The organism is Achromobacter sp. Bel, assembly GCF_012928505.1.
Taxonomy (GTDB): domain Bacteria; phylum Pseudomonadota; class Gammaproteobacteria; order Burkholderiales; family Burkholderiaceae_B; genus Achromobacter.
Window position 1 is genome coordinate 60809 of the sequence record NZ_JABBJN010000032.1, and the last position, 17398, is coordinate 78206.

The following is a 17398-nucleotide window of genomic DNA, read 5'->3' on the forward strand; positions in this document are numbered from 1 at the left end:
GCGTCTTACGGTCTAGTTGGCCTGGATGCCGGCGTCCTTCACGATGTCCGCCCAGCGCGTCATCTCGGCGGCCACCATGTCGTCCGTCTTGGCTGGCGTGGAAACCAGGGGATCGAATCCTTCCTTCCGCATGCGTTCCTTAAGCGCCGGCGATTGCAGCGCTTCGGCCAGCTTGGCGTTCAGCGTGTCGATCACCGGCTGCGGTGTGCCGGCCGGCGCGCTGACGACGAACCAGGTGTTGAACTCGTAGCCGGGTAGGCCGGACTCCGCGATGGTGGGCACGTCGGGCAGCAGCGGCGAGCGGGTGGTGCCCGTCACGCCCAGCGCGCGGAGCTTCTTGCCGTCGACTTGCGGCTTGGCTGCGGACAGCACCGGGAAACTCATCTGCACCTGCCCGCTGATGGTGTCCACCATGGCCGGGCCGCCGCCCTTGTACGGCACGTGCAGGATCTGCGTCTTCGACACGGACTTGAACAGTTCGGCGGCCATGTGGAACGTGCTGCCCGTGCCGGCGGAACCGAAGCTCAGGTCATTGGCTGGCCGCGCGCGCACATAGGCCAGCAGCTCGCTTACGCTGGCGACCGGCAAGGTGTTGGTCACCGTCAGGACGTGTTGCGAGGTGCCCACGGTGCCAACGGACCGCAGGTCTTTCCGGGTGTCGAACGGCATGTCCTTGAACAGCGCGGGGTTGATCGCCAGCGACATGGTGTTGATTGCCAGCGTGTAGCCGTTGGGTTGGGCGCGCGCCACGGCGGACATGCCGATGTTGCCCGACGCGCCGGCCCGGTTCTCCACGATCACGCTCTGGCCCAGGGCACGGCCCCAGGCGTCTGAAATCAGCCGCGCGGCGATGTCCACGCTGCCACCGGGCGCGAACGGCACGACAAGCGTCACGGCGCGGTCGGGGAACGCCTCGGCGGCCACGGCCGGAAAGGTCCAACAGGATGCGGCGGCAAGGGCCGCGCAGACGGCGCCGGCCACGGGTTTGATCTTCATTCCTGGTCTCCTCGGTTGGCCGCGTGGGTGCGGCTCTCTATCGGTAAGGCCAGTGTATAAGCCGGTTTAATTCTTATAATTGCTGATCAGACTAATTCTTTATTAAATTCAATTTATAAATAGCGATCGCCCGCCCCCCATGGACGCCCTTTCCGATCTCGCCTTTTTCTCGCTGGTGGTCAAGCACGGCAACCTGTCCGCCACCGCCCGCGAACTCGGCCTGACGCCGCCCGCCATCAGCGCGCGGCTGGCCCGGCTGGAACAGCGCCTGGGCGTGCGGCTGCTGAACCGCACCACGCGGCGGGTCAGTGTCACGCAGGAAGGCGAACTGTATCTGGCGGAAGGCGGCCGCATCCTGGCCGACCTGGAGGCCCTGGAACGGTCGGTCTCAAGCGCCCGCGCCCAGCCCCAGGGCCTGCTGCGGCTGAACGCCACGTTCGGTTTCGGGCGCGCGCACATCGTGCCGGCCGTGTCGGATTTCGCGCGCCAATATCCCGACGTGGAAGTCCTGATGCGGCTGACGGACCGGCCGCTGAACCTGATCGAAGAAGGCTTCGATGTGGCCGTGCGTTTCGGCGACCTGCCCGACGCCCGGCTGACCGCGCGCAAGATCGCGTCCAACCGACGGCTGCTCTGCGCCTCGCCGCGTTACCTGGACACTTATGGCGAACCGCGCACGCCGGGCGACCTGCAACGCCACCGCTGCATCGTTGTGCGCGAGAACGACGTGGCCTACGGCACGTGGCGGCTGGAATCCGGCCAGCGCGCCGAAACGGTGAAAGTGCGCGGCCCGGTCAGCTCGAATGACGGTCAAAGCGCGCTGGAATGGGCGCTGGACGGCCACGGCATCGTGATGCGTTCCGAATGGGAGACCGCCGCCTACCTGCGCGCCGGTCGGCTGCGCGAGGTGCTGACGGATTGGCGCACGCCGCCCGCCGACATCCATGCGCTGTACCCCGAGCGCCTGAACCTGCCGGCCAAGACCGTTGCGTTCGTGGAGTTCCTGTCGCAGCGCTTCGCCCGGCATCTGCGGGCACCGGGCGGGCACGACGCCGTGTGGTGACGGCAGGTCGACTCAGATCTCGTCAATGGCCGTGCTGGCCGCCGTGCCCGCCGTCGCCTCGCCCGCGCCGATCGCGTAGCGGTCGCGCGTGGTGACGTAGAAGCTGGCGCCGAAACGCCCCACCGGGAAATAATCCTGCAAGCGCACACGCCAGGTTTCCGTGTCGATCAAACCATCGCGCGCGTGCAGCCAGCGCACCTGACCGATGAAGATCTGGCGGCTGGCGGTTTCCATCGTTTCGTACAACGTGCATTCGAAGGCCACGGGCGCCTGCACGATGCGGGGCGGCTTGACGTGGTGGCTGGGCGCGGCGTCCAGCCCGGCGTGGGCCAGTTCGCTGACGTCCGCCGGCAGGCGGTCGCCGCAGCGATGCATCTTTTCCGCCATGGCCTCGTCGGTCAGGTGCACCACGAACTCCTTGTCGCGGGCGATGTTGCGGGCCGTGTCCTTCAAGCCGCCGTCTTCCAGCCGGTTGATGCTGACCATGACGATGGGCGGGTCCTCGCCCAGCATGTTGAACATGCTGAAGGGCGCGGCGTTGACCACGCCGGTCTCGGACAAGGTGGTGATCAGCGCGATCGGCCGAGGCACGATCAGGCTGGCCATCAGCTTGTAGCGCTGGTATTCGGTGATTGCGTCGAAATCGATTTCCATGTCAGACCAGTCCCAGCATCTGGGCAAGGGTTTGGGCGGGCTGCGGGCGCTCCAGGCTGATGCGCCGCTCCAGGTCCGCAAGGTGGTTGTCATTGATCTTCACGGCCTCGGCCACGTCGCCGCGTTCCATCAGGTCCACGATCAGCACGTGCTCGCCATGTTCGCAGGCGGCGTTGCCCGGGGGCTCGTACAGCGCCACGATCAGCGAGCACCGCGACACCAGCTCGGCCAGGTAGCCATGCAGGATCGCGTTGCCGGACAGTTCGCCCAGACGCACGTGAAAGGCGCTGGCCTGGCGCGCCCAGGCGGGCTGCCCGGCGCGATGCAGCAAGGCGTGCTCGTCACGCAATTGCTTGCGCAGGGACGCGTAGTCGGCCTTGGTGGCCCGCGCCACGGCCAAGGGCACCAGCGCCGCCTCCAACGCGCGGCGCGCCTGGAATATCTGCCGCGTATCTTCGGGCGTGGGCTCGGCCACCACCGCGCCGCGGTTGTGGTGCAAGTCCACCACGTGCTCGTGCGCCAGCCGCTGCAAGGCTTTGCGCGCCACGGAGCGCGACACGCCGAACAGCTCGCAGATCGCGGCCTCGGGCAGTTTCGTGCCCGGCGTCAACCGCTGGCTCATCACGCTTTCATACACGGCTTCGCAGATGCGGCGCTCCATGTCGCTGTCCGGGGCCGCGTCGGCGTGGCCGGCGGCGTCCGGGGCGGCAGTCTGGATGGCGACCTTGGTGCGCGCGGCGGGCTTGGCGCGGGGTTGGGCTGGGCGACGGGTAGGCATGCGGGACTCGGATAGGCGGACGGAGAGAAGGGTCGGAAAGTCGGAAGCTCAGCGCGCGGCGGCCGCGCCGGCCGGCAGGCTGTCCACATGGCGGCAGATCTCGCCCGGCGTCGTGAACCAGATCTCGCCCCGGTCGCGCGCTGCGGCCAGCGGCGCCAGCGCCCGGCGCAAATGCCGCAGGCGGTAAGGCTGCCCGACGATATAGGGATGCAGCGCAATGCCCATCACAAGCGGCTGGCGAGCGGCCTGCGCGCGCATTTCCTCGAACTGGTCAAGGATCATATCGGCAAAATCGCGCGCGTCCATCTTGCGGCCCATGATCATCGGGATGTCGTTGAGTTCCTGCGGATACGGAATGGCCCAGAGGTCGCCCGCGCGGGTGCGCATGCGCATGGGCTGATCGTCGTGGCACCAGTTCAGCGTATAGCGGTAGCCCGCTTCGGCCAACAGGTCGGGCGTGGCGCGGCTTTCCGAAATCCACGGCGACAGCCAGCCCGCGGGCGCCTGGCCGGCGTGCTGGCGGATGCGGTCGCGACAATGCGCCAGCAGCGCGCTTTCTTCATCTTCGGCCAGGCCGCCCTGGCGGTGCGCGTTGCTGTAGCCGTGCCCAATCAGTTCATCGCCGCGCGCCAGGAAGGCGTCGACCAGTTCCGGGCAATGCTCGTACAGCGCGGTGTTGAGCAACACGCCGGCAGGCAGGCGCAATTCGTCGAACAGCTCCAGGCAGCGCCACGCGCCCACCCGGTTGCCGTATTCGCGCCATGCGTAGTTCAGCACGTCGGGATGGGGCGAAGCCGGCCCGAGTTCCGCCCCCAGCCCTTCGCCGAACGCGAAATGCTCGATGTTGAAGCCCAGGTACACGGCCAGGCGCGCGCCGTTCGGCCAGGCGTAGTCCTCCCGGCCGGTGATGGGCTGATAGGCGAAGCGGCCATGGCAAGCCAACGGCTCGGGCGTCCACACGGACGGGTCGCCACGCCCCGGATTAGTGCTTGAAAGCAAGGTTGGATTCATTTTGGTGCAAATCCTGATGCATGATTGTTAACAAAATTCTGGAATTTTTGTAGACAAAACTGAACTCTGACGCGGACAAACCACGCCTGGAGACGCCGCATTCCCCCTCGCGGCGAAGCGATCGCCGCCGCCGGCGGCCGGTTGGGACCAGATGGCATGGATCTTGCATAGGGAAACCAGGCAGCCCTTAACCCCATGCAAGATCCGTTCCACTTTTCCAGGAGTGCCCGATGGTTCCGACCCGCCGTTCCTTTTTGCTTCGCGCCACCGCCGCCGCCCTCTTCACGGCCGGCCTCACCCTGCAACCGGCGCTTGCCGCCGACCCCATCAAGATCGGCCTGATCACGGCGCTGTCCGGCGAGTCGGCGCGAGCGGGCGAAGCGCTGACGCGCGGCATGACGATCGCCATCGACGAGATCAATGCGAAAGGCGGCCTGCTGGGCGGCCGCCAGATCGTGCTGGTGCGGCGTGACGACGAAGGCAACCCCGCCAAGGGCATGGCGGCCGCGCGCGAATTGATCTTCAAGGAAAAGGTCGCCGTGCTGTTCGGCGGCCTGGACACGCCCGTCTCGATGGCGATCGTGCCCATCGTGAACCAGGAAAAAGTGCCGTTCATGGGGCCGTGGGCGGCCGGTACCGCCATCACGCAGAACAAAGGCAACCCGAACTTCGTGTTCCGCGTGTCGGCCATGGACGAGATCGTGGACAGCGCGATGGTCCAGTACGCGCAAAAGACGTTCCAGAGCGCCAAGCCGGGCATGATCCTGGTGAACAACCCGTGGGGCGAATCCAACGAGAAAGGCCTGAACGCCGCGCTGGCCGCGGCCAAGGTCACGCCCGCCGGCGTCGAGAAATTCCAGCCCAACGATCTGGACGTGGTGCCCCAGCTGAGCCGCCTGAAGGCCGAGGGCGCCGATACGCTGTTCCTGGTCGGCAACGTCGGCCCGTCGGCGCAGGTCGTGAAATCGCTGGACCGCATGGGCTGGAAGGTGCCGATCGTGTCGCACTGGGGTCCGGCAGGCGGCCGCTTTACCGAACTGGCCGGCCCCAACGCCAAGAACGTCCATTTCGTGCAGACCTACAGCTTCTTCGGCAAGCAGGGCCCGGTGGGCGACAAGGTGATGCAGGCGCTGAAGGCCAAGTATTCCGACATCAAGGGACCGCAGGACATTACGCCCGCCGTGGGCGTGGCCAACGCCTACGACGGCATGCAGCTGGCCGCGCTGGCGATCGCGGCGGCCGGTTCAACCGATGGCGACGCGGTGCGCCAAGGCTTCTACAAGATCGGCAAATACGACGGCCTGATCAAGACCTATGACCAGCCCTTCACGCCGGCCTCGCACGACGCGCTGCGCGAAGGCGACTACGTGTGGACGCAGTTCATCGACAACCGCATCCTGCCCGTCAAGGGCGCGCAGTAAACGGCTGGTCCACGCGGGAGACGCGCATGTTGTTGATGTCCGCCATCGTCAGCGGCCTGGGTCTGGGAAGCATGTACGGACTGATGGCCCTGGGCTTTTACCTGACCTACGCCGTGTCGGGCACGGTGAACTTCGCCCAGGGCAGTTCCATGATGCTGGGCGCCGTGCTGACCTTTACGTTCGCGCAGACGCTGGGCTGGCCGCTCGCGCCCGCCTTGCTGGCGGCGCTGGCACTGTGCGCGCTATATGGCCTGGTCGTCGAAAGGCTGGCCGTGCGGCCGTTCGCCAGCCGGGGCTCCAACGCCTGGCTGATGTCCACGGTGGCGCTGGGCATCGTGCTGGACAACGTCGTGATGTTCACCTTCGGCAAAGAGCCGCGCAGCCTGCCCTCGCCCCTGGCGCAGGCGCCGCTTGAAATCGGCGGACTGGGCCTGGGTGTCTACCCGCTGCAATTGCTGATCCCGCTGGTCGGGCTGGTGCTGGCGGCGGCGCTGCACACGCTGTCGCGCCGCACGCGCTGGGGCGTGGCGCTGCTGGCTGTCGTGCAGAACCCCGGCGCGGCGCGGCTGATGGGGATTCCCGTGCGCCGGGCCATCATGGCGGCGTTCGCCGTGTCCACGCTGTTCGCCGGCGTGGCGGGCGCGCTGGTCGCCCCGCTGTTTAACGTGCAGGCCGATATGGGCACGCTCTTCGGTCTGAAAGCCTTTGTCGTCGCGATCCTGGGCGGCATCACGAGCGCCTGGGGCGTGATGATCGCGGGCCTGCTGTTCGGCGTGGTCGAAGCGCTGATCACCGTGGCACTGGGCTCCGGATACACCCAGATCATCAGCTTCACGCTGGTGATCGTCATGTTGGCCGTGCGTCCCAACGGATTGTTCGGCCGCGCCGATATCAGGAAGGTCTGATGAATAAGCGACTTGCACCCTGCTGGCTGCCGCTGGCGCTCTACGCCCTGCTGGCCGCGGCCGGCCTGGCCCTGGCGGCCACCGTCAACGGCTACTACGTGTTCGTGCTGGGCAACGTGGCGCTGCTGGCGCTGGCCGGCATCGGACTGAACGTGCTGCTGGGGCTGACCGGGCAGATGTCGTTCGGCCATGCGGGCTTCTACGCCATCGGCGCGTACACCGTCGCCATCCTGACCGGCCAGGCCGGCTGGAGCTTCTGGCTGGCCTGGCCGGCGGCGGCGCTTGTCGCCGGCGCGTTCGGCCTGTTGCTGGCCGTGCCCGCGCTGCGCGTGAAAGGCCCTTACCTGGCGATGATCACCATCGCCTTCGGCTTCATCGTGGAGCATGCGCTGATCGAAGGCGGCGACATCACCGGCGGCCAGAACGGGCTGATGGGGATCGTGCAGCCGTCGCTTGCCGGCATCGGCGGGGACCGCGGCGTGGCCATGCTGGCCATCGTGTCGGTGTTCGTGGCGTTGGCGGCCTACGCGCTGCTGTCGCGCGGCACCTGGGGCGCGGCGATGCGCGCGGTCAAGGATAGTGAGACGGCCAGCGAGTCCATCGGGATCAATCCGCTGGCAGTCAAGGCCGTGGCCTTCATGGTGTCGGCGGCGGTGGTGGGCCTGGCGGGTGGGCTCTACGCGCCGCAGGCCGGCATGATCACGCCGCACAACTTCAACTTCATGCAGTCGATCCTGTTCGTGCTGGCGGTGACGCTGGGCGGCGCGGGTTCGCTCGCCGGGCCCTTGCTGGGCGCGGTCGTCGTCGGGCTGCTGCCGGAATTGTTGTCCAGCCTGGAGGAATACCGCCTGCTGTTCTTTGGCGCCTTCCTGCTGGTGGTGCTGTGGGCCGCGCCGGACGGCGTGGCCGGGCTGCTGTCACGTTGGCGCCTCAACGCGACGGGCTATCCGCTGACGCCGCGCCAGGGCGGCGCAATGCCCGCGGCCGGCCGCCCCCGGCGCGTATTGCGGGCCGAGGCGCTGACCATGACGTTCGGCGGCGTGCGCGCCGTGCAATCGGTGTCATTCACCGTGCCCCCGGCCGCCGTCACGGCGTTGATCGGGCCGAACGGTGCCGGCAAATCCACCGTCATCAACATGCTCAGCGGCTACTACCAGCCCACCAGCGGCGCGGTGGCGCTGGGCGACGCGCCGCTGGCCGCATTGCCCGCCTACCGCGTGGCGCGCAGCGGCATCGGCCGCACCTACCAGACCTCGCAGCTGTTCGACACGCTAAGCGTGGAAGACAACGTGGCGCTGGGCATGGTGCGCGGCCGGCTGGGCGGGCTGCTGGCATCGCGCCGCTACCGGGCGTCCGACGTGCGCGAACGGGCCCGCGCCCTGCTGGCGTTTTGCGGCTACGAGGGCGCGTTGGACGTGCCCGCCGCCGACCTGCCGCACGTTGACCGGCGCCTGGTGGAGATCGCCCGCGCGCTGGCTACCGATGCCGACACCCTGTTGATGGACGAACCCGCCGCAGGCCTGTCGCGCGAAGACAAGACGCGGCTGGCCAGCCTGCTGCGGCGCATCGCCGAGGCCGGCGCGGGCGTGCTGCTGGTCGAACACGACATGGCGCTGGTGATGGGGGTGTCGGACCACATCGTCGCCATCGACGCCGGCCGCGAACTGGCGCAGGGAAACCCTGCCCAGATCCAGCAATCGCCCGCCGTGCGCCAGGCCTATCTGGGCGACGAAGCCGCGCGCCGCGCGCCCGCCGCGCGGCAACGGCCCCCAGGCGCCCCCATCGCGCCGGAAGTGCTGGGCGTGGGCAACCTGGTCACCGGCTACGGCGCCAACCCCGTGCTGCACGGCATCGACCTGCAAGTGCGACAGGGCGAGATGGTGGCCCTGTTGGGCGCCAACGGCGCGGGCAAGTCGACCTTGATGCGCACGCTGGCCGGTCTGCACCGGCCCGCGCAAGGCGGCATGCATCTGCAAGGGCAAGAGCTGAACAACCTGGCCGCCGACCGCATCGTGGCACGCGGCCTGGTGCTGGTGCCCGAAGGCCGCCAGGTCTTCCCGGGCCTGAGCGTGCTGGACAACATCCGGCTGGGCGCCTTCCTGCATCCCCAGGACCGCGAGGCGCGCGTCGAAGAGATGCTGACGCGCTTCCCGCGCCTGCGCGAACGCCTGCATCAACGCGCCGGCCTCTTGTCCGGCGGCGAACAGCAGATGCTGGCGATTGCGCGCGGCCTGATGTCGAAACCCGTGATCCTGCTGCTGGATGAACCGTCGCTCGGCCTGGCGCCCAAGATCATCGACGAATTGTTCGATGCGCTGGACCGCCTGCGCGCGGAGTCCATGACGATCCTGCTGGTGGACCAGATGGCTGCGCTGGCGCTGTCGCTGGCAGACCGCGCCTATGTGCTGGAGTCCGGCCGCGTCGCCGCGCAAGGCACGGCCGCGGAGATCGCGCGGGACGGCGCGCTGGCCCGCGCCTACCTGGGCGCGTAGCGGCGCGGGCAGTCCCCCGGGGACCGCGCCCCCTCGGCCGGCGGACGCTATTCGGCGTCCGCCTCCAACCGCGCGCCGGCGCGCACAATGCCGCAGCGCTTGTGTGCGCGCATCACCACGCCGACTTCACTGTTCAGCACGCCATCCAGTTCACCCAGCCGGCGCGTCACCACGTCCCACAGATGCAGGCTGTCGCGGCACAGCACGTGCCAGAACAGCTGCGACGCGCCGCTGGTGCCGAACAGGCATCGCGTGTTGGGGTCCAGCGCCAGATGCGCGGCCAGCGCATCCACCGCCTGCGGCCGCACCTGCACCGAAATCACGGCCTCTACCGGAAACCCCACCAAGGCCGGCTCCACTTCCACGCGGAAGCTCAGCGCGCGCCGCTCGACCAGATGCTGCAACAGACGCTGCGCCGTGGGTTCGCTGACGCTGGCGTGCTCGGCCAGCTCGGCCAGGCTTGCCCGCCCGTCGCGCATCAGATGGGCGACCATGCGTTGTTCGGGTTCCGTCAACGCCGCCGGCGGCTGTGCGTGCGGCGCTTCCGGGGCAGCGTCCGGCTCGGCCTGGATCCGCCATTGTCCCGCGCGGCGGAACGGCCGCAGCACCAGCCGCGCCTCCACATGCTCAACCCCGTCTATCGACGGCAACACGCGCGTGACCACGTCCGGCATGTCGGCCGCGTCCGCCAGCGTCAGTTCCGCCATCAGGTCCGCGGTGCCGGCCAAGGTGACGACCAGTTGGCTGATGTCCAGCCGCGCCAATTGGTCCGCCACGTCCGGCACGCGACCCGACCGGCAGCGCACCCAGGCGTGCAGCACCACGCCCTGTCCCATGGCCAGCGGATCGGGTTCGGCGATGACCCGCAGCGCGTCGGCGTCCATCAGGCGGCGAAGCCGGCGCGCCACGGTCCGCTCGGCGATGCCGGTGGCCGCGCCCAGTTCGCGCCAGGACGCGCGGGGATCCGACTGCAGGGCAATCAGACAGGCCAGATCGGTGTCATCGAGCGCTGGCATTAGGGGCTTACCCTTACTTGACGTGACCATATTCATTAATCTAACGTTCGCGCATTGATAAAAACATAAAATTAAACGGTCTTTTTGACCAAAAATAAATTCTTATTTTGAGGACGTCATGAGCACCCCATCCGCGACCTTGCGCAGCAAGCAAGGAGCAAGCGCCGCGCAAGCCAGCGCTGCGCCGGTATCCCGCGCCCGCACCATCCTGGCCGGTAGTGTAGGCAATGCCGTCGAATGGTTCGATTGGACCATCTACGCCTCCTTCGCCATCTTCTTCTCCAGCCAGTTCTTCCCGCCCGGAAACGAAACCACTGCGCTACTGGCCACCTTCGGCATCTTCGCCGTGGGCTTCTTCATGCGCCCGGTGGGCGGTTGGGTGCTGGGCATCTTCTCCGACCGCTACGGCCGCAAAGCCGCACTCGGCCTGACGATCCTGATGATGGCGGGCGGTTCGCTCATCATCGCCATCACCCCCACCTACGCCACGATCGGCATTGCCGCTCCGCTGCTGCTGACTGGCGCGCGCCTGTTGCAAGGCTTGTCGCTGGGCGGAGAGTATGCCTCGGCCACGACCTTCCTGGCTGAAATGGCGCCGCCCGAAAAGCGCGGCTTCTATTCCAGCTTCGTCTTCTTCAGCGCCGCCGTCGGCATCCTGGCCGCCTCCGCCGTGGGCTGGATCCTGACCTCGACGCTGACCAAAGCGGACATGGCGTCGTGGGGCTGGCGCATTCCCTTCCTGCTGGGTGCGCTGGGCGGCCTGGCCGGCATGTGGATCCGTCGCGCCATCCCGGAAACCGAAGCCTTCTCGCACGCCAAGAAGGCCGGCGTTGAAAAGCAGCCGCTGCGCACGCTGCTGCGCGACCACCCGCGCGAAGTGCTGCGCATCGTGGGCTTCTCTGTCCTGACCACGTTCGCGTTCTACATCTTCGTGGCCTACGTCCCGACTTACGCCATCCGCCAGGTGGGCGCCGACCCCAAGACCGCGTTCGCCGCCAACACCGTCGCGCTGATCGTGTTCATGCTGGTGCAGCCGCTGTTCGGCATCTTGTCCGACCGCATTGGCCGCAAGCCGCAGCTGATCTTCTTCGCCACCGGCTACCTGGTGTTCTTCTATCCGTTGATGACGACGTTGGGTCCGTCTTTCGGTTCGATCCTGGCAGTGGAACTGTTCGGCCTGGTGCTGTATGCCATGTACACGGCCATTGCACCGGCCATCATGTCCGAGCAATTCCCCACCAGCGTGCGCGCCGTCGGTATCGGCACGCCCTACAACCTGGTCGTCGCGCTGCTGGGCGGCACCACGCCCTACCTGCTGACCTGGCTGCAAAGCAAGGGGATGGAGCGCTGGTTCTTCTACTACGTGCTGGCAGGCGCCGTGATCACACTGATCACCTTCATCCGCATGCCCGAAACCAAGGGCCAGACGCTGAAGTAGTGCCCCAGCGCCCCGTGCAGACGCTTTCCGGCTCACCAAGGGCCGGAGAGCTTTTTCTTTTTCCATGAGATCCATGCCAGAACACGCCCACACCGATCTGCATTTCCGCGACGCCCGCGAACTCGCCCGCGCCATCCGTCAACGCGAACTGAGCTCCCGCCAGGTCACGTCGCACTTCCTGGACCGCATTGGCCGCGCCCCGACGCTTGCCGCCTTCAGTGAAGTCACGGCCGAACGCGCCCTGGCGCAGGCCGATGCCGCGGACCGCCTGCAAGACGCCGGCATCCTGATGGGCCCGCTGCATGGCGTGCCGGTGGCGGTGAAGGACAGCATCCAGTGGCAGGGCACGCCCGCCACCGGCGGCTCGCAGACCCGCCAAGGCGTTATCAGCGGCGAGACCTCCGCCGCGGTGCATACGCTGGCCGCGCAAGGCATGGTGATCCTGGGCAAGACCCGCATGACCGAATACGCGTTCGGGCTGTCGGGCCAGAACCCGACCCAAGGCACGGCGCGCAATCCCTGGGACGCCCGCGTCGCGCGCGCGCCGGGCGGATCCTCCAGCGGTTCGGGCGTGGCGGTGGCGGCCGGGCTGGCGCCGATCGCGCTGGGCGGGGACACCGGCGGCTCGGTGCGCGCCCCGGCGGCGCTGAACGGCGTGGTGGGCTACAAGCCCTCCTCCGGCATGATCAGCCGCGCCGGCTGCCTGCCACTGTCGGACACGCTGGACGTGCTGGGCCCCCTTGCCCGCACTGTGGCGGACGCGCGCTTGTTGACGCAGTTGCTGGCCGGCCCGGACGTGGACGACGCCGCTACCTTGGCATTGCCCGCCGCCTGCTTCACCGCGCTGCGGCACCCCGTCACCCGCCGCCCGGGCGCGGTGGCCGTGTTGGCTCCCCAGGCCTGGCCCGCGCCGCTGACCGATGCCGGCCTGCGCATCTGGCATCAAGCGCAAGCGCGTCTGGAACAGGCCGGCCTCGCGCCTGCCGCCTGGCACCCGCCCGCCGCGCTGTCGTTTGCACGCATGGCGGACGACAACTCGGTGGTGCTGGCCTACGAGGCCTACCGCTATTACGGCGCGCTGGCGGAAAACCCCGCGGCGCCCCTGTGGGAAATCGTGCGCACGCGCATTGCGGCGGGCGGCCGGATATCGCAGGCCGACTACGAGGCCGCGCTGCGGCGGCGCCAGGCCGACATGGCGGCGTTCGCCAGCGCCATGCATGGCATCGACGCCTTGCTGATGCCCGCCTGCGACCAGACCGCGCAAGCGCTGGACCCTGAAGACGTCCGCCACGTCGGATTGGGAAAGCTGTTGCGCCCCGCCAACTTCCTGGGCGCGGCCGCGATTTCGCTGCCCGCGGGTTTCGATGACGAGGGCATGCCCATCGCCGTCCAATTGCTGGCGCCCGCCGGTAACGACGCCGCCATGCTGGATTGCGCCGCATTGCTGGAACCCGTGCTGTTGCCTGCGCCGCGCGTGCCGGACCTGTCTTCCTGGGGACTGTAGCGCTTGACGCGAAAGCCGTCCGACCCGGCGCAGGATGGGTGCAACGCAAGACGGCCCCGCATTCCGGAACAGACGTTCAACGCGCGCAAAAGCAAAAAGCCCCTGCAAAAATCTTGCAGGGGCTTTTTCGTGAAGAACCGCTTTACAGCGCCTTCTTCAGGTCCTGGACCTTGTCCGTGGCTTCCCACGAGAATTCCGGCTCGGAACGACCGAAGTGGCCGTAGGCGGCGGTCTTCGCGTAGATCGGGCGCAGCAGGTCCAGCATGTTCACGATCCCCTTCGGACGCAGGTCGAAGTGCTCGCGCACCAGCTTGGCGATCTCGTGGTCGGGGATGACGCCGGTACCTTCGGTGTAGACGGTGATATTGATCGGTTCGGCCACGCCGATGGCGTAGCTGACCTGCACCTGGCACTGGCGCGCCAGGCCGGCGGCCACGATGTTCTTGGCCACGTAGCGCGCGGCATAGGCGGCCGAACGGTCAACCTTGGACGGATCCTTGCCCGAGAACGCGCCGCCGCCGTGGGGGCATGCGCCGCCGTAGGTGTCGACGATGATCTTGCGGCCGGTCAGGCCGCAATCGCCTTGCGGGCCGCCGATGACGAAGCGGCCGGTCGGGTTGACCAGGAACTTCGTGTTCGGCGTGATCAGGCCTTCAGGGAAGCTCGGCTTGATGATGTCTTCGATGACGGCTTCGCGGATGGTCTCTTGCGTGACTTCCGGCGCGTGCTGCGTCGACAGCACCACGGTGTCGACTTCGGCCGGACGGCCATCGATGTAGCGGAACGTCACTTGCGACTTGGCGTCCGGGCGCAACCACGGCAGGCGGCCGTCCTTGCGCAGTTCGCTCTGGCGCTGCACCAGGCGGTGCGCGTACCAGATCGGGGCCGGCATCAGGTCGGGCGTTTCATCGCACGCGTAGCCGAACATCAGGCCCTGGTCGCCCGCGCCCTGGTTCAGATAGTCTTCCGAGCTGCGGTCCACGCCTTGGGCGATGTCGGGCGATTGCTTGTCATAAGCAACCAGCACGGCGCAACCCTTGTAGTCGATGCCGTACTCGGTGTTGTCGTACCCGATGCGGCGGATAGTGTCCCGCGCGACCTGGATGTAGTCGACGTTGGCGGTCGTGGTGATTTCACCGGCCAGGACGACCAGGCCCGTGTTGCACAGCGTTTCGGCTGCGACACGCGCGTTGGGGTCCTGCGTGAAGATGGCGTCCAGGATCGAATCGGAAATCTGGTCGGCAACCTTGTCGGGATGCCCTTCGGAGACGGATTCGGAAGTGAAGAGGAAATCGTTATTGGCCACAGATGCGTCCTTAGTGTCCGGCTTTGCCGGCGCATAGGTTCACGAGGCGCGTTGCACCCCGGACTGCATGGCTTACGCTAATCTGGGCGCGACGCTTTAGCGGATTCAGCAAAGGCCGCGCATGGCGCCGCACCCCTGCCGTCGCCCCGCAAGTTGTCGGTTAACTCGGCGACTGAGCGCATTTTAAGCGAAAATGCCGTTCTTATGCTCACGCCCGGGGTGTAACCCTATTCCCCGAAGCCCGGCATCCCCCCGGCATGACCGTGCCCGTCCTTACCCATCCGCCGAATGCTGCTTGCCCTGTTCAGACTCTTCGCCGCCTTGCCGCTACCCGTCGCGCACGCCATCGGGCGCTTGGCCGGGCTTGCCGTGTACGCCTGGCCCGGCAAGTACCGGCGCCGGCTGCAGGCCAACGCGGCCCAGGCCGGCTACCCCGGCGCGGCGTTCGCCCGCCAGGCCGCCGCCGAGACCGGCGCCATGATCCTGGAGAATCCGCGCGTCTGGTTCAAGAATGAGCAAAGCCTGGCGCAGGTGGTGTCCGACGACAATGACATCGTCACCGCCGCCCGCGCCGAAAATCGCGGCATCCTGTTCCTGACGCCCCACCTGGGCTGCTTCGAGATCACCGCGCGCTACCTGGCCCGCCAGATGCCGATGACAGTGATGTTCCGCCCCCCGCGCAAGGACATCCTGGCCCCGCTGCTGGAAACCGCGCGCAACAGTTCCGCCGTCAACGCCGTGCCGGCCACCATGCAAGGCGTGCGCGAGTTCGTGCGCGCCCTGCGCCGCGGCGAATCCGTGGGCATGCTGCCCGACCAGGCGCCCAGCGTCGGCGACGGCGTGTGGGTCCCGTTCTTCGGACGCCTGGCCTACACCATGACACTGCCCAGCAAGCTTGCCTCGCAAACGAATGTCCCCATCATCCTGACCGCCGGCGAACGGCTGCCCCGCGGCCGCGGCTGGCGCATCCACTACGTACGGGTGCCGGAACCCCTGCCCGCTGACCCCGAAGCCCAAGCGGCCCTGATCAATGCCTCGATGGAAACGCTGATCCGCCGCTGCCCCCAGCAATATCTCTGGAGCTACAACCGCTACAAGACCCCGCGCGGCGCCCCGCCTGCGCCCGACGCCGGCACGGCCCCACCGGCCGCTTCCTGAAAGCGGCCGCCCGTCCCGAGTAGCCCGGTCTTATCCCTACCGCCATGAACGATTCAAAAACGCGCACGCTGGTCACCCTATTGAAATGGTTCGGCCGCATCAAGCCGTCGACACGCCAGCGCATCGGTGCCGTGCTGGGCTGGCTGGCCCCCCGGCTGGCGCGGTCCCGCGCGCACATCGTGCGGCGCAACCTTGCGCTGTGCTTCCCCGACCAGCCCGAGTCCGTGCGCGAGCAATGGCTCGCCGACCACTTCCGGGCGCTGGCGCAATCCATCGTCGACCGTGGCGTGCTTTGGTACGGCACGCCCGAGGCCGTCAAGGAACTGGTCACGCAGACCGGCGCCGATCGCATCAACGAACTGATCGCGCAAGGCCGCCCCGTGATCCTGCTGGCGCCGCATTTCATTGCGCTGGACGCGGCGGCGACCCGGCTGACGCTGGAGATTCCCAGCGCGGCCACCATGTACACCCCGCAAAGCGACCCACACATCGACGCGGTCGTGGCAACGGGCCGCGCCCGCTTCAACGAGGTCTTCCTGGTCAGCCGCAAGGACGGCGTGCGCGACCTGATCCGCCATCTGCGCGCGCCGCGCCCGGTCTATTACCTGCCCGATATGGATTTCGGCCGCCAGGGCTCGGTCTTCGTACCGTTCTTCGGCGTGCCGGCCGCCACGCTGGTCGCCACCGCCCAACTGGCCCAGAAGTGGAACGCCGCCGTGCTGCCGGTCGTCGGTTTCTGGAACCCCGACACTGGCCGCTACCACGTGGACGTGCTGCCCGCGCTGGCCGACTTCCCGGGCGAGGAATCGCTGGAAGCCGCCACCGCCCGCCTGAACCGCGAACTGGAATCCTGGGTGCGCCGCTGCCCCAGCCAGTACTACTGGGTGCACCGCCGCTTCAAGACCCGCCCCCCGGGCGAACCGAAAGTCTATTGAGCCCCGCCCGGGCTGCCCGCGCCCCAATAATGGGCGATAATCCAGGGATGAACTGGAACTTCACCAAAATGCATGGCGCGGGCAACGACTTCGTCGTGCTCGACGGGGTCCGCCAGACCATCGACATGACGCCCGAACGGGCGCGCGCCTTGGGCGACCGCCACTTCGGCATTGGCGCCGACCAGATCCTGCTGGTCGAACGCGCCACGCGGCCGGACGCCGATTTCCGCTATCGCATTTTCAATTCCGACGGCAGCGAGGTCGAACACTGCGGCAACGGCGCCCGCTGTTTCGTGCGTTTCGTGCACGAACAGGGCTTGTCCGACCGCAATCCGCTGCGCGCCGAAATCGCCACCGGCATTCTCGTCCTGGACGAAGGCGACGACGAACAAGTCACGGTGGAAATGGGCAGCACCCGTTTCGATCCCGCCGCCCTGCCCTTCGACACCGCCGGCCTGGCGTCGCAACGCCAAGGCGAAGACACCCTCTGGGAACTGGAACTCGACACGCCCGCCGGCGTGCCGGCCAAGGTGCTGCTGTCGGCCGTGGCCATCTCCAACCCGCACGCCGTGCAGGTGGTCGACAACGTCGACACCGCCCCCGTCGCCGTGCAGGGCCCGCTGATCGAAACCCATCCGCGCTTTGCGCGCCGGGTCAACGCGGGTTTCATGCAAGTGGTCGACCGGCACAACATCCGCCTGCGCGTGTTTGAACGCGGCGC

At 67.8% G+C, this 17398-nt stretch carries 15 protein-coding genes; 9 read left to right on the forward strand and 6 right to left on the reverse strand.

Annotated elements, in window-relative coordinates; translation table 11 throughout:
- Positions 1–12: 12 nt before the first annotated feature.
- Positions 13–996, reverse strand: coding sequence for a tripartite tricarboxylate transporter substrate binding protein (locus HG262_RS19755; protein WP_169272628.1), 984 nt, complete (start codon positions 994–996; stop codon positions 13–15).
- Between the two features lie 139 nt (positions 997–1135).
- Between HG262_RS19755 and HG262_RS19760 the strand changes: the two genes are divergently transcribed.
- Complete coding sequence (locus HG262_RS19760; RefSeq protein WP_169272629.1) at positions 1136–2059, forward strand: LysR family transcriptional regulator; 924 nt, start codon at positions 1136–1138, stop codon at positions 2057–2059.
- A gap of 12 nt (positions 2060–2071) precedes the next feature.
- Here the strand turns inward: HG262_RS19760 and HG262_RS19765 are convergent, their stop codons facing one another.
- The 3 genes from HG262_RS19765 to HG262_RS19775 are packed head-to-tail and all read right to left on the reverse strand — an operon-like array spanning position 2072 to position 4502.
- Positions 2072–2713, reverse strand: coding sequence for a flavin reductase family protein (locus HG262_RS19765; protein WP_169272630.1), 642 nt, complete (start codon positions 2711–2713; stop codon positions 2072–2074).
- A 1-nt stretch (position 2714) separates the two neighbouring features.
- Complete coding sequence (locus HG262_RS19770) at positions 2715–3491, reverse strand: GntR family transcriptional regulator (RefSeq protein ID WP_169272631.1); 777 nt, start codon at positions 3489–3491, stop codon at positions 2715–2717.
- Positions 3492–3539: 48 nt separating this feature from the next.
- Positions 3540–4502 carry a polysaccharide deacetylase family protein gene (locus HG262_RS19775; RefSeq protein ID WP_211187564.1) on the reverse strand — a complete coding sequence of 321 codons (963 nt, stop codon included), beginning with the start codon at positions 4500–4502 and terminating at the stop codon, positions 3540–3542.
- Between the two features lie 230 nt (positions 4503–4732).
- Here HG262_RS19775 and HG262_RS19780 point away from each other — a divergent pair, with 230 nt between their 5' ends.
- From HG262_RS19780 to HG262_RS19790, 3 genes are read left to right on the forward strand one after another with little or no spacing between them, the layout of a single operon-like run.
- On the forward strand, positions 4733–5923 hold the full coding sequence (locus tag HG262_RS19780) for an ABC transporter substrate-binding protein (RefSeq protein ID WP_169272632.1): 1191 nt from the start codon (positions 4733–4735) through the stop codon (positions 5921–5923).
- A gap of 26 nt (positions 5924–5949) precedes the next feature.
- Complete coding sequence (locus tag HG262_RS19785) at positions 5950–6828, forward strand: branched-chain amino acid ABC transporter permease (RefSeq protein WP_169272633.1); 879 nt, start codon at positions 5950–5952, stop codon at positions 6826–6828.
- Positions 6828–9320 (forward strand): branched-chain amino acid ABC transporter ATP-binding protein/permease, encoded by a 2493-nt coding sequence (locus HG262_RS19790; RefSeq protein WP_169272634.1) that lies wholly within the window; start codon positions 6828–6830, stop codon positions 9318–9320. Before HG262_RS19785 ends, HG262_RS19790 begins: the two co-directional genes overlap by 1 nt.
- 47 nt (positions 9321–9367) lie before the next feature.
- On the opposite strand, the gene HG262_RS19795 is transcribed toward HG262_RS19790, so the two are convergent.
- Entirely contained in the window at positions 9368–10372 is a 1005-nt protein-coding gene (locus tag HG262_RS19795; protein ID WP_169272635.1) for an Lrp/AsnC family transcriptional regulator, read from the reverse strand.
- Positions 10373–10454: 82 nt separating this feature from the next.
- On the opposite strand from HG262_RS19795, the gene HG262_RS19800 reads away from it, so the two are divergent.
- On the forward strand, positions 10455–11774 hold the full coding sequence (locus HG262_RS19800) for an MFS transporter (protein WP_169272636.1): 1320 nt from the start codon (positions 10455–10457) through the stop codon (positions 11772–11774).
- Positions 11775–11847: 73 nt separating this feature from the next.
- Positions 11848–13278 (forward strand): amidase, encoded by a 1431-nt coding sequence (locus HG262_RS19805; protein WP_169272637.1) that lies wholly within the window; start codon positions 11848–11850, stop codon positions 13276–13278.
- Positions 13279–13420: 142 nt separating this feature from the next.
- Here HG262_RS19805 and metK read toward each other — a convergent pair whose 3' ends face one another.
- Entirely contained in the window at positions 13421–14584 is a 1164-nt protein-coding gene (gene metK / locus HG262_RS19810; RefSeq protein ID WP_169272638.1) for a methionine adenosyltransferase, read from the reverse strand.
- A 288-nt stretch (positions 14585–14872) separates the two neighbouring features.
- Between metK and HG262_RS19815 the strand changes: the two genes are divergently transcribed.
- The 3 genes from HG262_RS19815 to dapF form a co-directional block, all read left to right on the forward strand.
- The gene (locus HG262_RS19815) at positions 14873–15742 is read left to right on the forward strand and encodes a lysophospholipid acyltransferase family protein (protein WP_169272639.1); all 870 of its coding nucleotides are present in this window, start codon (positions 14873–14875) and stop codon (positions 15740–15742) included.
- Positions 15743–15786: 44 nt separating this feature from the next.
- Positions 15787–16677: a lysophospholipid acyltransferase family protein gene (locus tag HG262_RS19820; protein WP_169272640.1), complete on the forward strand. Its 891-nt coding sequence runs from the start codon at positions 15787–15789 to the stop codon at positions 16675–16677.
- Positions 16678–16706: 29 nt separating this feature from the next.
- Positions 16707–17398: diaminopimelate epimerase (dapF, locus tag HG262_RS19825; RefSeq protein WP_169272641.1), on the forward strand; the 692-nt coding region annotated here is incomplete at its 3' end.

Excerpts from the sequence above, each read along its gene's own strand:
- HG262_RS19805 (WP_169272637.1), top strand. The coding sequence starts at position 11,848 with ATGCCAGAACACGCCCACACCGATCTGCATTTCCGCGACGCCCGCGAA.
- HG262_RS19785 (WP_169272633.1), top strand. The coding sequence starts at position 5,950 with ATGTTGTTGATGTCCGCCATCGTCAGCGGCCTGGGTCTGGGAAGCATG.
- HG262_RS19770 (WP_169272631.1), bottom strand. The coding sequence starts at position 3,491 with ATGCCTACCCGTCGCCCAGCCCAACCCCGCGCCAAGCCCGCCGCGCGC.
- HG262_RS19790 (WP_169272634.1), top strand. The coding sequence starts at position 6,828 with ATGAATAAGCGACTTGCACCCTGCTGGCTGCCGCTGGCGCTCTACGCC.
- HG262_RS19800 (WP_169272636.1), top strand. The coding sequence starts at position 10,455 with ATGAGCACCCCATCCGCGACCTTGCGCAGCAAGCAAGGAGCAAGCGCC.
- HG262_RS19780 (WP_169272632.1), top strand. The coding sequence starts at position 4,733 with ATGGTTCCGACCCGCCGTTCCTTTTTGCTTCGCGCCACCGCCGCCGCC.
- HG262_RS19765 (WP_169272630.1), bottom strand. The coding sequence starts at position 2,713 with ATGGAAATCGATTTCGACGCAATCACCGAATACCAGCGCTACAAGCTG.
- HG262_RS19795 (WP_169272635.1), bottom strand. The coding sequence starts at position 10,372 with ATGAATATGGTCACGTCAAGTAAGGGTAAGCCCCTAATGCCAGCGCTC.
- HG262_RS19815 (WP_169272639.1), top strand. The coding sequence starts at position 14,873 with ATGCTGCTTGCCCTGTTCAGACTCTTCGCCGCCTTGCCGCTACCCGTC.
- HG262_RS19755 (WP_169272628.1), bottom strand. The coding sequence starts at position 996 with ATGAAGATCAAACCCGTGGCCGGCGCCGTCTGCGCGGCCCTTGCCGCC.
- HG262_RS19820 (WP_169272640.1), top strand. The coding sequence starts at position 15,787 with ATGAACGATTCAAAAACGCGCACGCTGGTCACCCTATTGAAATGGTTC.
- HG262_RS19760 (WP_169272629.1), top strand. The coding sequence starts at position 1,136 with ATGGACGCCCTTTCCGATCTCGCCTTTTTCTCGCTGGTGGTCAAGCAC.
- HG262_RS19775 (WP_211187564.1), bottom strand. The coding sequence starts at position 4,502 with ATGAATCCAACCTTGCTTTCAAGCACTAATCCGGGGCGTGGCGACCCG.